At 68.9% G+C, this 16,871-nt stretch carries 13 protein-coding genes and 2 pseudogenes; 6 read left to right on the top strand and 9 right to left on the bottom strand.

All coding sequences use genetic code 11. The features are described 5' to 3' along the window. Positions 1–174: 174 nt before the first annotated feature. Positions 175–582, bottom strand: coding sequence for a hypothetical protein (locus OHA61_RS38850; protein WP_406307094.1), 408 nt, complete (start codon positions 580–582; stop codon positions 175–177). Positions 583–1,115: 533 nt separating this feature from the next. Here OHA61_RS38850 and OHA61_RS38845 point away from each other — a divergent pair. After that, positions 1,116–2,273, top strand: coding sequence for an esterase/lipase family protein (locus tag OHA61_RS38845; RefSeq protein ID WP_406307093.1), 1,158 nt, complete (start codon positions 1,116–1,118; stop codon positions 2,271–2,273). A gap of 467 nt (positions 2,274–2,740) precedes the next feature. On the opposite strand, the gene OHA61_RS38840 is transcribed toward OHA61_RS38845, so the two are convergent. Together OHA61_RS38840 and OHA61_RS38835 are read right to left on the bottom strand one after the other, a co-directional pair. Continuing rightward, entirely contained in the window at positions 2,741–3,130 is a 390-nt protein-coding gene (locus OHA61_RS38840) for a VOC family protein (protein ID WP_406307092.1), read from the bottom strand. Positions 3,131–3,222: 92 nt separating this feature from the next. Then, positions 3,223–3,536, bottom strand: a pseudogene (locus tag OHA61_RS38835) (transposase); the annotation flags it as partial. Between the two features lie 233 nt (positions 3,537–3,769). On the opposite strand from OHA61_RS38835, the gene OHA61_RS38830 reads away from it, so the two are divergent. Beyond that, positions 3,770–4,492 (top strand): dienelactone hydrolase family protein, encoded by a 723-nt coding sequence (locus OHA61_RS38830; RefSeq protein WP_406307091.1) that lies wholly within the window; start codon positions 3,770–3,772, stop codon positions 4,490–4,492. Between the two features lie 10 nt (positions 4,493–4,502). On the opposite strand, the gene OHA61_RS38825 is transcribed toward OHA61_RS38830, so the two are convergent. After that, complete coding sequence (locus OHA61_RS38825; RefSeq protein ID WP_406307090.1) at positions 4,503–4,670, bottom strand: hypothetical protein; 168 nt, start codon at positions 4,668–4,670, stop codon at positions 4,503–4,505. A 672-nt stretch (positions 4,671–5,342) separates the two neighbouring features. Here OHA61_RS38825 and OHA61_RS38820 point away from each other — a divergent pair. The 3 genes from OHA61_RS38820 to OHA61_RS38810 all read left to right on the top strand — a co-directional run bounded on the left by OHA61_RS38820 (position 5,343) and on the right by OHA61_RS38810 (position 8,970). After that, a complete protein-coding gene (locus OHA61_RS38820; protein ID WP_406307089.1) occupies positions 5,343–6,422 on the top strand; it encodes a lytic polysaccharide monooxygenase auxiliary activity family 9 protein in 1,080 nt (359 codons plus the stop codon). A 388-nt stretch (positions 6,423–6,810) separates the two neighbouring features. Further along, complete coding sequence (locus OHA61_RS38815; RefSeq protein WP_406307088.1) at positions 6,811–7,065, top strand: hypothetical protein; 255 nt, start codon at positions 6,811–6,813, stop codon at positions 7,063–7,065. 147 nt (positions 7,066–7,212) lie between these two features. After that, entirely contained in the window at positions 7,213–8,970 is a 1,758-nt protein-coding gene (locus tag OHA61_RS38810; protein ID WP_406307086.1) for an NlpC/P60 family protein, read from the top strand. A gap of 34 nt (positions 8,971–9,004) precedes the next feature. Here OHA61_RS38810 and OHA61_RS38805 read toward each other — a convergent pair whose 3' ends face one another. The 3 genes from OHA61_RS38805 to OHA61_RS38795 form a co-directional block, all read right to left on the bottom strand. After that, positions 9,005–9,130, bottom strand: a complete 126-nt coding sequence (locus OHA61_RS38805; RefSeq protein ID WP_406307639.1) for a hypothetical protein — start codon at positions 9,128–9,130, stop codon at positions 9,005–9,007. A 297-nt stretch (positions 9,131–9,427) separates the two neighbouring features. Beyond that, positions 9,428–11,131: a lysyl oxidase family protein gene (locus tag OHA61_RS38800; protein WP_406307085.1), complete on the bottom strand. Its 1,704-nt coding sequence runs from the start codon at positions 11,129–11,131 to the stop codon at positions 9,428–9,430. 660 nt (positions 11,132–11,791) lie between these two features. Beyond that, a complete protein-coding gene (locus OHA61_RS38795; RefSeq protein WP_406307084.1) occupies positions 11,792–12,976 on the bottom strand; it encodes a PucR family transcriptional regulator in 1,185 nt (394 codons plus the stop codon). 149 nt (positions 12,977–13,125) lie between these two features. Here OHA61_RS38795 and OHA61_RS38790 point away from each other — a divergent pair, with 149 nt between their 5' ends. After that, positions 13,126–14,613 (top strand): long-chain-fatty-acid--CoA ligase, encoded by a 1,488-nt coding sequence (locus OHA61_RS38790; protein WP_406307083.1) that lies wholly within the window; start codon positions 13,126–13,128, stop codon positions 14,611–14,613. Positions 14,614–14,888: 275 nt separating this feature from the next. Here OHA61_RS38790 and OHA61_RS38785 read toward each other — a convergent pair whose 3' ends face one another. Continuing rightward, positions 14,889–16,412, bottom strand: coding sequence for a serine/threonine-protein kinase (locus OHA61_RS38785; protein ID WP_406307082.1), 1,524 nt, complete (start codon positions 16,410–16,412; stop codon positions 14,889–14,891). 43 nt (positions 16,413–16,455) lie between these two features. Beyond that, positions 16,456–16,736, bottom strand: a pseudogene (locus OHA61_RS38780) (penicillin-binding transpeptidase domain-containing protein); the annotation flags it as partial. Positions 16,737–16,871 lie beyond the last annotated feature (135 nt).

Below are 16,871 nucleotides of genomic sequence, written 5' to 3'. Positions count from 1 at the left end.
TGCGGCATCTCGGTCGATTCGGGCGGCGAGACCTTGCCTGTCGGGGGCGATGATTATCCGGACTACGGCTTGGCGGTGTGAGTTCTGGAGGGCAGTTCCATCGCCTCAGGCAAGTCGTCTGATTCATGTGGATACCGCGTGAAGCGGCAGATTCTCATTCGCTGTCAGGTTTCCCTAGCGGAGTGTTGCAAGAACGGTATAGGCGACTGCCGAGACACCAACAACGGCTAAGGCGATCCGCTCCTGCCTCGGACAATACGTCCATGAGCGATGCGTTCGCGGGTTGAACATGTCGTAGTGGCCTGCGAGTGCGAATGGATATCCCGCGAGCAAGAGGATAGACAAGCCAAACGCCTTGACTGGGACAGCTGCGCTACCAATATCAAGGACGGGTGCAATGAACACCCCGAGCATTGTCACGGCGATCGACAGCAAGTTGAGGATGTCTGCGGGAGGCAGCCACGTGATGTCGCCCTTGCCGCTAACGTCGATCTCTCTATTGATCCGTAGAGCAAATCCGGTGACCTGGAAGCCGGAAACTACTCCGGCCGCGGTCCATAACGATCCAAGATCAGGATGCATCTCACGCTACCTCGGCTGCCGACGTGACGCGGGGGAAAGCAAGCGTCGCAGCACAACAAGGTTGGGGAACAGGCTCAGCGAAGCCTCAATCAATCCCAGGCCACCACACCGCCACCAACCGCACACAGCATCCAGAGCGCACCTGCGGCCTTCTCAGGAACTCCCAATACCGCAGTTCAAAGCACCCCACCAGTGAGTGAGGGGCCGTGGAACCCGCCCCGATGCCCGAGCCGAACAGTCACCGTGGTGGCCTCGGGCCGGAGGGCGCGCCCGCACACGCGAGGCGCACCGGGGGGCGGTAAGGGTGGTTTCGTCCTCGTAAGAGTGATGCAGCGCGAGTTGGGGCGAGGCTCGGATGACCGCGCGGGGACGATAACCATGTTCGGCATGACCAGCCGCGACACCAAGGGAGTCGTCGAAGCATGTCCACGCCTGTTGTCAGTATCTGGGGCACCCCTCCGGGAACACAGCCCCCATCCCCGCAAGCGGAGCCATGGAACACCACTTGGCCGCTCAGGGGCGGGACCGCCTGGGTGTTCTACAGCTCGCCGGAGCAGACGCACGTCAAGCGGCCGGTGATCCTCGCCGACGGCTTCTCCATCGGGCCCAGCGAGCCCGCACTGCTGTGGGAGGGCCTGGAGAACGGGCAGTACCCGTTCATCTCCAGCCTGCGCGAGAACGGCTTCGACGTCATCCTCCTGGGCTTCGACGAGCGCTCCGCGTCCATCCTCGACAACGCCAACGTCGCAATGGAGTGCATCCGCAGGGCGATCGCCGACCGCGAGGGCCCGGCCATGCTGACGGTGGGTGGCTTCAGCATGGGAGGACTGGTCACCCGCTACGCCCTGGCCAAGATGGAGAGCCAGATGGAGGATCACGAGACCTCCACCTACCTCTCCTACGACACCCCGCACCGCGGCGCGTGGCTGCCCATCTCCGTCCAGGCCTTCGCGCACTTCGTGAAGGACCACTGGGGCAGCACCCCCGGGCTCGGCCCGCTCCTGAGCCGCTTCTCCACCATGGTCAACAGCAACGCCGCCCGACAGCTGCTGCGCTGGCATGTCGAAACCGCCGACGGCGCCGCCGACGTTCCCGTCGACGTCTCCGCCGGACAGGACCAGGCTCGCACCGACTTCCTGAAAGCACTCGAGCGGGTGGGCGGCTGGCCCCAGCGCCCTCGCCTGCTCGGCGTCGCCAACGGAACGGGCACCGGGGCCGGGAACAACATCCCCGCCGGCGTACCCGCCGTCGTCAGCTCCGGTCCGCAGCTGGGCGGCACCCACCTCGACACCCAGAACAAGGGGCAACAGACCGTCGCCCAACTGCACAAGGCTGGTGCGGACCCGGTCCCGGTCCGCACCAGCAACCTGCCCGACATCGACGGCGCTCCCGGCGGCCTGTTCCCCAAGGCTCCGCTCCTGGACAACGCCGCCAACTTCGGCATGGCCGCCATGCTGGCCGGACTCATCGACCAGGAGCCGGCGGAGCTGACCTACAACGCCTCCACCTTCGTCCCCACCGTCAGCGCCGTGGCGTCGGCCGGCATCGAGGACCGCAACACCCTCTACAGCAAGGTTGACCGCGAAAGCAGCGACCTCCACGACTTCGCCTGCGCCACCGCCAATGAAGGGCACACCGTCATGACCACAGAACTCGGCCAGTGGATCCTGGCCAAGCTCCTGGAAGCGTAGCCACCGGCCAAAACGCCTTCGGCGGGGATGGACTGCACGGGGCCCGGGACCAGTACCGTCCCGGGCCCCATCCAGACCCGTTGCACGACCCCTAATTCCCCGAGGCCGGCTCCCCGGCCGAGCCGAACACGTGGGCATTACCTCGCCCGCTCAACCATCGGCGAACTCCTCCTGACCGGCCAGCCATTCACGCGGCACGGAGGCGCGGACCGCGTCCGTCTCTGCGTCGGTGCAGCCGTGTTCCCAGCCCCGTCGGGACATCTCCGGTCACGCTGGTCCCATGCAGCTGGTCGTGGCGGACAACCTGGTCGGCGGCGTCGGACGCGTCCGTGCGCAGCTACCACCCAGGGCTGGGTCCCCGCCGGGCTGCAGGGCAGGTAGTCGCAGGGCGCGGCCGCGAGCACTTCGGGCACAAGCAGCGGTGAGGACCGCACCCGGTGCTTGGGTGCGGCCCTCGGCACATGTGCTTACGAGGTCCAGCCGCCGTACGGCACGGTGATGAGTTCCATGGCGTGGCCCACCGGGTCCATGAAGTACACGCCGCGGCCGCCGTCGTTGTGGTTGATCGTGCCGGGCTGTTGCTGGCGCGGGTCGGCGTAGTGCTCGATGCCGCGCTGTGTGAGCTGCGCGTACGCCGAGTCGAACTCCTCGTCAGAGATCAAGAAAGCGTAGTGCTGGGGAGTGATCCGGTCGGCGGGGATCGTGGCGAAGTCCAGCGTGACGCCGTTGCTCAGGTCGACTGCGATGAACGGGCCCCACTCGGCGGTGATCTCAAGGCCCAGCAGGTCCGCGAAGAACTCTGCGGACTCCCGGTTGTCCCGGGCGTGGACGATCGTGTGGTTCAACTCAACTGTCAAGGAATGCCTCCGAGGGCACCTCCCGACACCTCCATGCCTCACCCAGCCGGTGACCGACACGCGATGTCGCGGTAGATCCTAGTCGCTGTTCTCTATGAAGTGAGTCGGCGGTAGTTGATGAGCGCCGCGGCTGTACCGACGAGGCGAGGACGTGCTCGGCCTTGCGTTGCTACCGGCGGTGCAGGCGTCGGCATCCGGACAGCCAGGAGACCGTCTTCTCGACGACCAGCGGTGGTGGCCCAGTCGTGTGGAGGGCTCGATGCCCTTGTGGGCAATGCGGTGGCGCGTGCTCCTCTTACGGAGATCTGCGCAGGTGGTCGTAGTCGTAGCCCTTGTCCGCATCGAGCTTGGCCGGGCGCCGACGACGCGGGCCGCGTCGGGAGCGGACGGGCGGGATCCCGCGCACCTTCCAAGAGATCGAAGGCCCTCGCCGGAAGGCGGGAGCCTTCTGCGCCCACCCTCGGCAAAACCCGTTGGCGGGCCACGGCGACCACTGCTAGTTTTCCGGAGGCCGTGCGAGCGAACGAGGAGGTGGTACCCGTGAATGCAGTATCGACATGGGTGCTCCCCTCCGGGGTCACGGTCGGGCGATAGGTCGTCCGGGAGCGCCGTTCAAGAGCACTCCCGAAAGGCACGACCATGCACTTCACTTCCGAGCAGCGCCTCGACGACGGCGTCCTCGAACGCGAATTCACCCTCGGCGAGATCCCCGGCACCCTGTGGACGCCTGGATCCGCCGCACCGGTCCCCCTTATCCTTATGGCCCACAACAACGGCTTGCCCAGGAGGGAATCCCGGCTGGTGGCCCGGGCCCGGCACTCCGCGGCGTACGGCTACGCAGTGGCCGCCATCGACGCCCCAGGGTGCGGCGACCGGCCCCGTTCCGTCGCCGACGAGCGGGCCCGCGCCGACCTCCGCCGGGCGATGCAGGCCGGCGAGCCGGTCGACGAGATCTTCGAGTCCTTCATCGGCCCGCTGGTCGAAAAGACGGTCCCGGAATGGCAGTCCACCCTCGACGCCCTCCTTACGCTGCCCGAGATCGGCGGCCCGGTCGGGTACGCCGGGTGGACCGCCGTCGGCATTCGGCTGGCGGTGGCCGAACCGCGCATCGCTGCCGCCGGCTTCTTCGCCGGGGGTTACGTGCCCCGCGCCCAGCGCGAGGAGGCCCGGCAGGTCACCATTCCGCTGCTGTTCCTGCTGCAGTGGGACGACGAGGGGAACCCCCGGCAGCGCGCCCTGGACCTGTTCGACGCCTTCGGCACCAAGGAGAAGACGCTGCACGCCAACATGGGCGGGCACACCGGTACCCCGTGGTTCGAGGTGGACGACGGGAACCGGTTCCTCGGCCGACACCTGAAGTGAGACCGGGCCGTCAGACCGGCAGCAGACGGTAGGTGGTGCCGAACGGGATGCCGCTCATCGAGGACAGGTCCCGGCCCTCCTCGGTGGCGGTGGCCGGCAGATGCATGACCGCCCCGATCGCGGCGGTACCGGCCGGTCGGGGCGGCGCGAGGGCGTGGACGCCTGGGTTCGGTGTCAAACGCCTCGATTGGAGTTGTTGTTTCCGTCAATCGCCGACGTCGCGGTGCTGTCGGTAGGCGTGAGCATCGCGAAAGTGCGTGTTGATGTGCGATGCACCGCCGCAGGCGCCTCGTGTCCGGGTTGCGGAGCATGGTCCGCCCAGGTTCACGGCTCCTGCCTGCGGTTCCCGCCGATGTTCCGAGTGCGGGCCACGGCCGTACTCCAGCTACGGCTCCGCCGGTTCACCTACCGGGGACGCTGGACGTGGACGCCGCACGTTCGTCGAGCAGATACCAGGCCTGACCCGAAGGCACGGCCACAACGGACCGAGCAGCCCCGCTCGCCCCTGGCCGCGCTCGGCCTCGCCCTCGCGGGCCGAGCCGGATCCCGCCTGGCCGACATCGTCGGTGCGCCGGCCAGCCGCAGCACGGTCCTGCCGCTGGTAGACGAACTTCCGGAGCCGGAAGTAACCGCTCCGCGGGTGGTTGGCGTCGACGAGTGCCTGCGGAGCGCCGGCGGTGGCACCCTCGGCGAGGAACGAAGATGAGAGGTGCTCGCCTTCGATCGGCACACGCACGGGTGAACGCACGCTTGCGTCGTGCGTGTCGACGCCTGGAGAGGCGTGACTGTGCGTCATGTATACGTGTCGCGGTGATATCCCGCGGGACGCATTCTCCAGGAAGAGGGAATCATGAGCGGCGGCTCTCAGAACTCGGTTCCGTCCGACCTTCGCGCCGACGTCAGGCACCGCGCTGACGGCCCGCATACGATGTGCGGCATCAGCCTGCGGTGGCAGATCGGCGGTAACGGCCCCGAGCAGGGGGCGTGGCCTCCCCCGGAGGATTGGAACAACGGCGAAGCGCCCTACCCGCACGTCTACGAGGTGTGGATCAACGGCGAGGCCCGGCAGACCGTCTTCCTCTACTGGCCCGCGTGGGACTGGGCGCCGTCCAACTCCCATTGGGTGGACCTGGGCGAGGAGCCGGACAGCGAGTACAGCGTGAAGATCCGTGCCAAGGTCGACGGCCAGTTCACGCCGTTCACCAATGAGGTGACCGTGAGTCGGGCGGGTTCCCTGCCCTGGTCGTCCCCGCGGCAGGCGCGGCAGGCCCCCGAGGGCAGGGAAGCAGCTCCACAGCACGGCACCGTCAACCACCCACGCAGCCGAGCGGCCGCCGCCATTCGGGACGAGGATCCCGCGAAGATCTGCGTCGAGGCCCGCAACCTGAACACCAGCACCGTCTGGCAAGAGGTGGTACCGGGCACCGACCGGATGCTCGCCGACTACCCGTGGAATGACGCCCTGAAGTACCTCGAGTACCGCAAGTTCTTCCAGGACAACACCGTCCCGTCCACGGGCAATTCAGCCTTCCGCGGCCTGGACCTGGCGCCGGACTCCGCACTGGGAGAGTGGCCCCTGACGGAGCTGGACACCTCCGCCCCGAGCCAGACCTTCACGTACGACTACACGGCCTACCACACGTCGGAGTCATGGTCCCACCGGTGGTTCATCACCCGTGAGGGCTGGGATCCGACCAGGGGCCTGAGCTGGGTGGACCTCGAACCGACTCCCTTCCTGGTCGAGGTCCAGGGCTCGCACAGGGAAGACGAATCCGACAAGTGGGAGTTCGCGACCTTCCCACGGCGGACCGGCAGGGCAGCCATCGTGCACATCTGGGGCGGCCACGGCGGCCCTGACACCCCGGACGGCGGTAATGGCGGAAAGACGGGCGAGTTCTTCGCGTCCACCTGCGACGTGCTGCTGGGTTGACCAGAGGGGCACTGCCGCCAGAGCCCGGCTGCTCTTGAGTCGGTTCGGGAGCGGCTGAAGAGTTCCCGTCCGATCACTTCGATCGGGCGGGAATTCGCGGTTTCGGGGTCCGGGTGATGTGGCCTTCTGTGACATGCCGTCATGGAGCGTCAGGCCAGAAGGACTCGCTTGCGTTGAAGCGGGAAGCCGACACGTCCGCAAAAGAGGTTGTCGAGGGCCTGGCCGCCGATTCGGCGGTGACGATGTCGGCCACTCCCAGGGACAGGGAGGTGAAGAAGGACTCGCCGCCAGCGACGAACTCGCCCTCGCCCGCGACACCATCTGCTGATCACCCACCAGCGAACCGCCGGGCCAGCACCCCGACCGCAATTTTCACCCAAGGTCGTACGTGTTCAGCAACCCTCCAATCGTTGCTGCCATCGGACTGCTCGTCACTACCGGACTCGTACGACTCGCCACTTCTACTGAGGAGTTGGAAGTCCTCGGTGCGACATGGGACGTGGCCCGAGTACGGGCTGTACTGCGAGCCCACCCCGGCGCCGAGCGGCGCCCACCGGGCCGCCCCCGATACGGTGAGCGGCTGTCGCCGCGTGAGCAGGAGGTCGCCGCCCGGGACTTCACCACCCCGTCACCGCAGCATTGATCGCCCCGCTCCGACATGCGACTCTCCGCTGAGGCCGCGCCCGGGTGGTGAGCCCGGCGAAGTCCGAGTAGCCGCTCAGTTTCGGCCCCAGGGTTCAACCAGGGGGCGGTGATCTTGGGCAGCGAAGACGGCCAGATAATGACGGGCATGTCGAACACATCCCGGCGTAGTCTGCTCGCTTTCTTCGCGGCCTCTGCCGCCTCCGTTCCGCTCAGCGGTCTGGCCGCCGCCCCCGCCCGAGCCGCCGAGTCCGCTGCCCTCTCCGTGCAGTCGTTCTCGGCCCCCGCCGGTCTGGGCTCGGCCCGGTCCTCCGTAACACTGGCCCCGCTGGACGCGTCGTTCTTCACCCAGGTGACGCTGAATACTCCTCTTACCGCCACCGTGCTGCCGGGTACCCCGGCCCGTACCGAGGTCACATCCGGCGGCAAACGGATCGCGTTGCTGACCAAAGGTGCCAGAACCGTCGTACTGCCCGGCCCGGAGCGTACGTTCACCGAGAACAAGAAGCCTTTCGTGGACGACTTCCAACGCACGCTTCCGGATCCGGCGCTTCCGGTGGTGGAGAGACAGTACTGGGGCAGCTCACCGGGCGGCGGCAGTTGGTCCACGCTCGGGCCTGCAGAGACCGACTACTCGGTCGTGCCGGGCACCGGCGTCATCGCCCTCACCACCGACTTCGCAAGCCGTCACGCGAGCGTGCGCGACGACGAGATCACGGACGTCGACGTGCGTGCCGTGGCCAAGTTGGACAAGGTGCCTGCCGGCCAGGCCTGCTCGTACGCACTGTCCTTCGGCTACCAGGACACTCACAACAGCTACCGGGCCCGGCTGTCTTTCCTGACCTCCGGGGCGGTCGAGTTGCGCGTTGAGAAGGAGGTCGCGGACTCGGTCACTCAGCTGAGCGCGGCCCTCACGCGTGCCACTGGCGTGCCTGCGGGCACGAACTGGACGATCCGGGTGCGCCGTGAGGGTGCCCGTATCCAGGTCAAGGCATGGCGTTCCGACCTCGCTGAGCCGTCCTCGTGGGCCGTCGACGTCAGCGACTCCACTTTCACCAAGGGCCGGGTGGGATTGCGCGCACTCGCCAACGACGGCTGCACCAACCTGCCGGTCAAGGTGGTCGTCAGCCGCTTCCAGGTGGACGCCGCCACCTGGGAGGCGCCGCCCAGCGTCACGCACAGCGACTGGGTACGCGTGCTGCCCCAGCCGTTCGACGGGACCTGGACGCCGGAGCTGGAACAGACCATCCGCGGCTGGGCCGGTTCGACGGCGCCGGACGTGCTCGCTCATGCGGCGATGTTCCTCGCCGGGGCGCCTGCCGTGACGAGCGGGGCCGTCCCGACCAAGGACAAGCAGGTACTGGGCGAGGCCGGTTACGGTTACCTGGACCCGCAGGGCTACCGCTACGAAGGCGCCGACTTCCACGAGTACATGAACCTCGGCTGGACCTTCCCCGACGGCACCTACACCGGGCCGTCCAGCAAGCAGGTCGGCAACCTCGACTGCTCGGGCTACACACGCATGGTCTACGGCTACCACATGGGCGTGCCGATGGCCGCCGGTGAGGACACCTCCAAGAGCCGGATCCCGCGCAAGTCCCGGAACATGGTCGACCACGCGCCCGGCGTGCGCATCGACCAGACCGACGGCACGAACCCGCCCGCCGCGGCGCTGCTGCAGCCCGGCGACCTCGTGTTGTTCAATGCCGACTCGGGTGACGACAACCCGACCGTCACGGTCGACCATGTGGGCATCTATCTAGGCAGGGACGCGGTCGGCAAGCGCCGCTTCCTCTCCAGCCGCAAGACCGGCAACGGCCCCACCATGTCCGATCTGGGCGGCGCCTCGCTCCTGGACGGCACGGGCACCTACGCCAAGAAGCTGCACACCGTGCACCGCATCTGACGCTTCGGCTGACCGCCCGCCCAGGGGCGGGCGGTCAGCCGGTCAGCACCGGCACGTGCTCGCCCACCTCCTCGATCGCCGAGCTGGAGATGATCGCGGGATTCGCGGCGGACTCGCTCACACGTGAACGGTGCCTGCCCCTGTCTGGGACCGTTCTCATCAGCCTTGCCTGCCAGCGACCGTTGTTCCCCGCTGATTCTGTCGCCCACGCCCCCGAGCACCTGTCCGCCGTCGCCCAAGAACTCAACAGCCGCCCACGCAAAACGCTCGGCTGGGAAACCCCAGCCGAGCGCCTCGCCAAGCTACTGGACCTAGCCAGTTGACCAGCAGTGTTGCAACGACCCCTCGAATTCGCCCACGTCCCGGGGGCGACGTCGCGGTCCGTGGCCGGATGTCTCAACCGCGTCCGGCCGACAGCGGACGCCCCGGCTTCACGAGGCGTTCCCCTCAACGGAGGTCAGTTGGCGTTGACCAGGCCGTGAGCGGGCACGGTGACCGTACGCGCGCCCGGCCGACCGCCCAGAACAACCTTGCGCAGCGCGCTGTTGTTGCTGAGGTTGGTCTCCTTCAGCCGCTTCTCGGGGTTGGCCAGAACCTGGATGTAGTAAGTGCCGTTGGGCAGGTTCGTGATGTCGAAGGACTGGCCGGGGAGGTCCTGGGTGTAGGTGTCGCCCGAGCCGACGTCGAGCACCTCGCGGACAGAGATCGAGTTCTCCTGCCCGCACGCGGTGGACAGGTCCGTGTTGTCCGGGTCCCAGTTGGCGTTCTTCACCGTGTAGTCCACGGCATCGGTGTTGGCCAGGCAGAAGGCCTCCTTGCCGCTGCGCACCGCTTCCTTCTGGTCGGCCTTCAGCAGCCGGTAGCTCGCGAAGTCCGTGAAGTGCCAGTGCTCGTGCCCCGGGCGCGGGTCCCACTCCATGGTGCCGGTCGGCGTGTAGCCGACCTGCTTGCCGCCGGCGTCGTAGAAGTACTGGTAGGCGTCCATGAGCTTCTTGCCGGGCGAGCGGAATCCGTCCACCACCAGCTTCGCGGGCCCCGCGTTCCACACATTCGCGCTGAAGGCGAGGTAGTCCTTCCCGGGGACGTCGGCACCGCCGTCACTGATCTGGATGCCATACGCCGGCAGAGAACGGAGGTCGGGCTTGGGAACGTCCGGCACCGTAGCCCTGCCGGTCGGCCGCTGCGCATTGGGCGCCGCCGCGGGCGCTTTCCGGGAGCCGTCCGTCTGTCCGGACCCGTCACCCACCTGTGCCGACCTGAAACCGGCCTTCTTCAGTGCCCACGGCAGGGCGGGCGGCGCCGGGGTGTGAGGCCCGTGGCCCACGTTGTACGACGGCCCCGCCCCGCTCGTCGCGGGAGCGGGCGCGGGCGCGGGCGTGGGGGTCGCGGCGTGACCGGAGTGCCCGGCCCCGTGGGATCCGTGGCTCCTGTCGGCCGCCGACCTGCCCGCGGGCCCCTCTCCGCTGAGCTCGCGTACGGTCACCTTGACCGTCTGAGGCTTGTCCGCGATGTCGAACAGGTCGCGGTAGCGCTTGGCCACGGACACCTTGGCGGTGTACTTCCCGGCCGGAAGGACAACCGGCGCGGAGTAGTGGCCCGAGTACGTGTTGGACGCCCAGCCGTTCTCGACGCCCCACACCGAGCCGAGCGTGAAGGGGTTCACGGGACAGCTCTCGGGGTACTTCGACTTGGCCGGGGCGTCGGGGCGCACCCGACCGGACGCGTTGTTGGGACAGAACGCCTCCGACCTGGTCAGCACCTTCTTGCCGGCCGCGTCGGTGATGGTGATCTCGGCGAAGTTCGGAAGCCCTGAGAAGTCCTTCACCAGACCCTTGGGAAGGGCCTTCGTCCGGACCTCCTTCCCCGCACGGATGATCTGCGTGGCGACGACCGGGTCCTTGTAGGACTTGCGGGTCACCTTGAGTTCGAGAGGCCCGTTCTCGGCAGTGACGTACGTACCGAGGTCCAGGTAGACGCCAGGTGATTCCTTCCATGAGTCCAGAGTCACCGAGTTGGAGGCAGCGATCAGGCTGAGCTTCGGCGTGGGTTGCGCCTTCTTGGCGTCGGGGGCGGCTGCGACGACGCCTGCGGTCACAGCGATCGCCGCAGCGACGGCTATCGCCGGACGCCATGGCCGGGCCAGGAGGGATCTGGTCATCATTCCTCGGTTCTACGAGTGCCTGATGGGACGGTGGACGGACAGCGGCGCACGGAACGCCGCTTGGGCCGGATGCGACGCGACGGACTCTGGGCGCGAGACGGTCTTCCATCCTGTGAGAAGGGAAGGGACCCACCCTGGGTTGTCCGTGAGTTCACGGATCGCGGATCATTGACCGAAAGCAGGTCATGGACCCTGGATCAAGCCGTGCTGGTGCGGTTTCTGCCCTGTATGCCCGTCAGTTGTGGTATCGCTCGGCGGTGGCCGTCGGAGGGGCGAGTGCTCGAGGTGCCCAGCACGCCCCGGCGACGAAACGTGGAACCCGCCGAGTTGCTCGGACTGCCGGACCGCTCGCTGATGAAGCTCGCCGAGGACCCGCAGACCGGGGAACAGAGACGGATGAGCGGACACGGCAGCGACGGGGCGTCCACCACGGTGGGCGCCCTCGCTGCGGGGAGTTGTTGCCCGACGCCCTGCGTACCAGGGGCTGTCCGACGAGTCGCGTGAGTGCTCTCGGGTCGTTCCCCACCTGGTCCGGTTCAGCCCAGCGCCGACCCGGCTCCGGCCCAACTCCCGCCAGAGTCAACCCATTTCGAGATCTAAGGCCCGCCGAATCCTACGGGCCGACCCAGGCGAGGACGCCAGTAGAAGTACGCAGTCGAGTTACTGAATGACGTCACCGAATGATGCGCCCGCCCGGCGGACGGCCAGGAGCGCCGCGCCGATGTCCGCCGCCGCTCGCGGATCGGACAGGGAGCGGCCCGCCAGGTCCTCGACGCGGCGCAGCCGGTAGCGGACGGTGTTGGGGTGGACGAAGAGACTCCGCGCCGCGTCCGTGGCGGAGCCGGCGGCGGCGTACCAGTACTCCAGGGTCTCCAGGAGACGGGAACGCTCCGCGGCCGGGAGATCGAGCAGGGGCTGGAGGACCACCTCGACGAGGTGCGCCGCCTCGGCCGGGGCGGCTGCGACGACCATGGCCAGCGGGTTGTCGTCGAACCGCGCGACGCCGGGCCCGGTGCCCTGGAGGCCGGCCAGAGCCAGACGGGCGAAGCGCAGAGCCTGGGGGGTGTCCCGCAGCGAGTGAAAGCACGGGCTGACACCTACGCGGGCGCCCGCGCGGCGCAGGATGCGCAGGCAGGTGCTCTCCGCCGTCGCCGTGGGCAGGGCGGCCAGACCGATCTGCTGGTCGGGCAGCAGCCGCCAGGCGAAGTGGACCTGGGCCTGACGCAGCGCCGATTCCGTCCCCGCCAGCGGCTCCTCGCCGGGAGCGTCGGCCGCCGCCGCGGCGACCACATAGGGCCCGCGGTCGGGCAGACCCAGCTCGCGAGCGGCCTCCCACAGCGTGCGGTCGGCGATGACGCCGGTGAACAGCGCCTCCACCAGTGCCGAGCGGCGCGCCTGACGCCGCGAGGTCAGCTCGGCGGTCGTCTCCCGGTAGGCCGCCGCCACCGCCTCCGCGTAGCGGCCGAACAGGGCCCAGATCTCCGCGGAATGGGACACCAGTTGGGCGTCGGTGACCTCGGGATGGGTGCGTGCCTCGGCGAGGACCTCCGTCCACAGGAGCTCGAAGCCGATCCGGTACGCGTGCAGGGTGTCCGCCAGCGGCACGCCCTGCTCGGCGCGGAGGCGGCCGGTCTCCCGCGCCGGGCTCGGGTCCTGCGCGCCCGCACGGCCGAGCTGGTTCAGGAGCAGGTCCGCGTTGGCGGTGCACGAGCGGCGCAGCGAGTCGAAGGGGATCAGGGACTCGTCCTTGTAGGCATCGACGTCCGAGCGAATGCGCTGCGCCATCCGCTCGCCCAGTTCCGGCAGACTCGCCTGAAGCGCAGAGACCACCCCTGAGAGGTTCATTCCCGCAGCGTAACGCCCCTGTTTTGTTCTCGGGAACAATCCGGGTGGGCAGACGCTGTCGTACCGCACATATGCCGTCGCCACGGACCTCTGCACGATGTCGTCAGTGTGAACAACGGATTTCGACGGCGACGTTCGTGGAGGCGGTCATGGCCAATCTGGCTCAGTTCCTGGTGGAGACGGCACGGCGGCAGCCGGAACGCCCCGCGCTGCGACTGGGGGGCCAGGTCACCAGCTACGCGGAGCTCGACGAGCGCAGCGCCCGCGCCGCCGCGCTGCTGCGGGCCGAGGGCGTACGACCGGGAGACCGGGTCGCGCTGATGCTGCCCAACGTTCCCGAGTTCGTCGTCCTGTACTACGGCGTGCTGCGCGCCGGAGCGGTCGTCGTGCCGATGAACCCGTTGCTGAAGACCCGGGAGACCGAGTACCACCTGCGCGACTCGGGCGCGGAGATGCTCTTCGAGTGGCACCAGGCGCCGGGCGAAGGCGCGCGGGGCGCGGCCGCCGCCGGAGTGCGGCACATGGCCGTCGAGCCCGCCGCCTTCGCGGGCCTGCTGGCCGGTCACGAACCGCTGCCGGAGGTGAGCGAGCCGGACAGCGAGGACGTTGCCGTGCTCCTGTACACCTCCGGCACCACCGGCCGCCCCAAGGGCGCCACACTCACCCACGCCGGGCTGCGGCACAACACCGAGGTCAACGCGGTCCATGTGCAGCGGATGACGCCGGAGGACGTGGTGGTGGGCTGTCTGCCGCTGTTCCACATCTTCGGCCAGATCTGCACGATGAGCGTGACCGTCCGCGCCGGCGCCTCGCTCACCCTGATCCCCCGCTTCGACCCGCAGACCGTGCTGGACGCCATCGCCCGCGACCGGGCGACGATCTTCGAGGGCGTACCGACCATGTACGCGGCGCTGCTCCAGCACCCGTCGGAGGCCGACGTGTCCACGCTGCGGATGTGCGTCTCCGGCGGAGCCTCGCTGCCGGTGGAGATCCTGCACGGCTTCGAGCGTCGCTTCGGCTGCGTGGTACTGGAGGGCTTCGGCATGTCCGAGACGAGTCCGGTGGTCACCTTCAACCACCCCGACCGGCCGCGCAAGGCCGGGTCCATCGGCACCCCGATCAAGGACGTCGAGGTGCGGCTCCTCGACGACAAGGGGCAGGACGTGGCTCCCGGCGAGATCGGCGAACTGGCCGTCCGCGGGCCGAACGTGATGAAGGGTTACTGGAAGCGCCCGGAGGAGACGGCGGCCACCATCCCGGACGGCTGGCTGCGCAGCGGCGACCTCGCGCGCCAGGACGAGGACGGCTACCTGTACATCGTCGACCGCAAGAAGGACATGATCATCCGCGGCGGCTACAACGTCTACCCGCGCGAGGTCGAGGAGGTGCTCCACGAGCACCCGGCCGTTGCGCTGGCCGCGGTGGTGGGTGTCGCCGACGCGCTTCTGGGCGAGGAGATCGCGGCCGCGGTGGTGCTGCGCCCGAAGGAGCAGGTCACGCCCGACGAGCTCCGGCAGTTCGTCAAGGAGCGGGTGGCGGCGTATAAGTACCCGCGCGAGGTGTGGCTCGTGGACACGCTGCCGACCGGCCCCAGCGGCAAGATCCTCAAAAGGGAGATCAGCGCGCCGGCGGGGTGAGGTCGTGTGGTCGAGTCAGCCGGGTGCTGAGCCCCCACCGGTTCGGCCCCGGCCAGACAGGTCAGCGTCTTGTTCCGCTCACGCGGCGCCAACAACCCGGTCAATACTCGCGGAAAGCGCGCCGTTGGGCCAGCGAGACGAACACATGATCAAAGCACGCGCTCCTCGATCGGTCCCAGCGCCGGACGGACACGGACGACGAGCAGTCATCAAAACCACCCCCACTCGTCCACTTACTGCGGTCCCTGCCGAAGTCAACAAACCACCGCTGGCGGTTACGTACGGGTGCAGCGGCCGGTCGGGCTGCTCACCGGGGGACGGCACTGGAGGTCGTAGTCGGCGGAACTGGTGCTCAGATAACGGCCGAGGCAGTCGTTGGGCGACGTACGGCCGTGCTGAGCACAGAAGTTGAGCGCGGCGTGGCCGTCGGTGAAGGGACCGGGAACGTAGATCACCCAGAAGCCGGGCCGCAGCGAGGCGAAGTCGTCGGTGCGGAGCAGGACCGCCTGGGGGATGGATTGCCGGATCTTCTTGAGGCGTTGCCCCCGCACGCCGGTGCCCGATGCGACCGGCTCGGTGAAGAGCTGTGCGATCCACTTGCCGGAGGCGGTCGGTGGCTCGCTCGGCGTGGGTGTGGGGCTCGGCTGTGTCGTCGGTGTGGCCGGACTCGATGCCGTACTGCCGGACGGGCCCCCGCTGCCGCCCGCCTCGTCCGTGCCCGAGCCGCGCAGCGCGAACACAACGGCGGTCGCGGCGATCACGGCGACGGCCACGGCGATCACGGCAAGGAGCAGGGGCGTCCGGTTCCGCCGCTGGGCGGGCGGCTGGGGGATGGTGGGGCCGCGGGAGTCGGAGCTGCCCGGCCCGCCGGCCAGAGGAGCAGCGCGGTGCGTCGGGTCGTGCGCGCCGGGCGGCCCGCCCAGTGGCAGCGGGACCGCCTCCGCAGGCAATCCGCCCGGCCCCCTCGTCATCGTCAGCGGGTCCCATTCCGGCGTCGTGCCCGACTCCACCTGCGCCAGCATCGCGTCCAGCCGCGCCGCATCGGGACGCGCTGTCGCGTCCCGTACCAACAGGGCCTGAAGCACCGGAGCCAGCGGTCCCGAGCGGACCGGCGGCGGTACTGGGTCGTCGAGGACCGCGGCCAGGGTGGCGTACGTGGTGGAGCGGCGCAGTGGGCTCACGCCCTCCGCGCACACGTACAGGACGAGTCCCAGGGACCACAGGTCGCACGCGGGGTCGTCGTTGCGGCCACGGACCCGCTCCGGGGCCATGAACTCCGGCGAGCCGACCAATTCACCAGTGAGGGTCAGAGAGGACGAGCCCTGGAGCGCCGCGATCCCGAAATCGGTGAGCACGGCACTGCCGTCCGGCTGCAGCAGCACATTCGCGGGCTTCACGTCGCGGTGCTGAATGCCCGCCGCGTTCGCGGCACGCAGCGCCGACAGTACTTGTCGGCCGATGCGCGCCGCCTCGGCAGGAGCCAAGGGGCCCCGGGTGAGCCGTTCCTGGAGCGAGTCGCCCGGCACCAGCTCCATCACGATCCACGGATGCGGGTCGGCGTTCACGATCTGATGGATCGTTACCACATGGGGATGGCTGAGCCGCGCGAGTGCCCGCGCCTCGCGCAGCACCCGCTCCCGTACGGCATCCGATGCTTCCCGGTCGGGTCTGACCGCCTTGAGGGCGACTTCGCGGTGGAGCACAGCGTCGCGAGCCCGCCACACCGTGCCCATGCCTCCGCTGCCGAGCCGCTCGATCAGCTCGAACCGCCCGTCGATCACATCCCCCGGCATTTGCATGGCGACAGGCTAAAGGACGAGGCCAGGGCTCAGCGCACCGGCCACCGACGCGGGCCGCTGCCACCAGCGGCCCCGCCGACTTGCCTCTGGGCCGCCCTGTTGCACCACCGCCGCCGCGGCCGGGTCGCCGTGCCACGCGGTGAACCAGCCGTTGGGCTTCTCCTGGCCTCCGACCTCGGCCGAGCCCGTCTTGCCTCCGATGTCCGGGCCCAGACCCGCCATGGCCTCGGCGGCGGAGCCCGACGTCGCGGTGCAGCTCAGCAGTTCGTGCAGCTGCGAGTGCGCGGACGCGTCCAGCTTGCGCTCAGCCGTTGCGAGCGACCGGCAAGACCACTGGCCGTGAACTTCCTTGGTTTTGCGCGAAGTTCTGCCCTTCTCCCCCACCGGGTTCGCGCCAGCACCGCCAGCGGCTTCGCCCGGGCCGAGACCGCCGGGCCCTCCGGCCGAGGCTCGGTACCG

The sequence above is a fragment of the Streptomyces sp. NBC_00885 genome (genome assembly GCF_045207475.1).
Lineage (GTDB): Bacteria > Actinomycetota > Actinomycetes > Streptomycetales > Streptomycetaceae > Streptomyces.
Note: the sequence above shows the minus strand (reverse complement) of the source record. Positions and strands in the feature narration are given on the sequence as shown.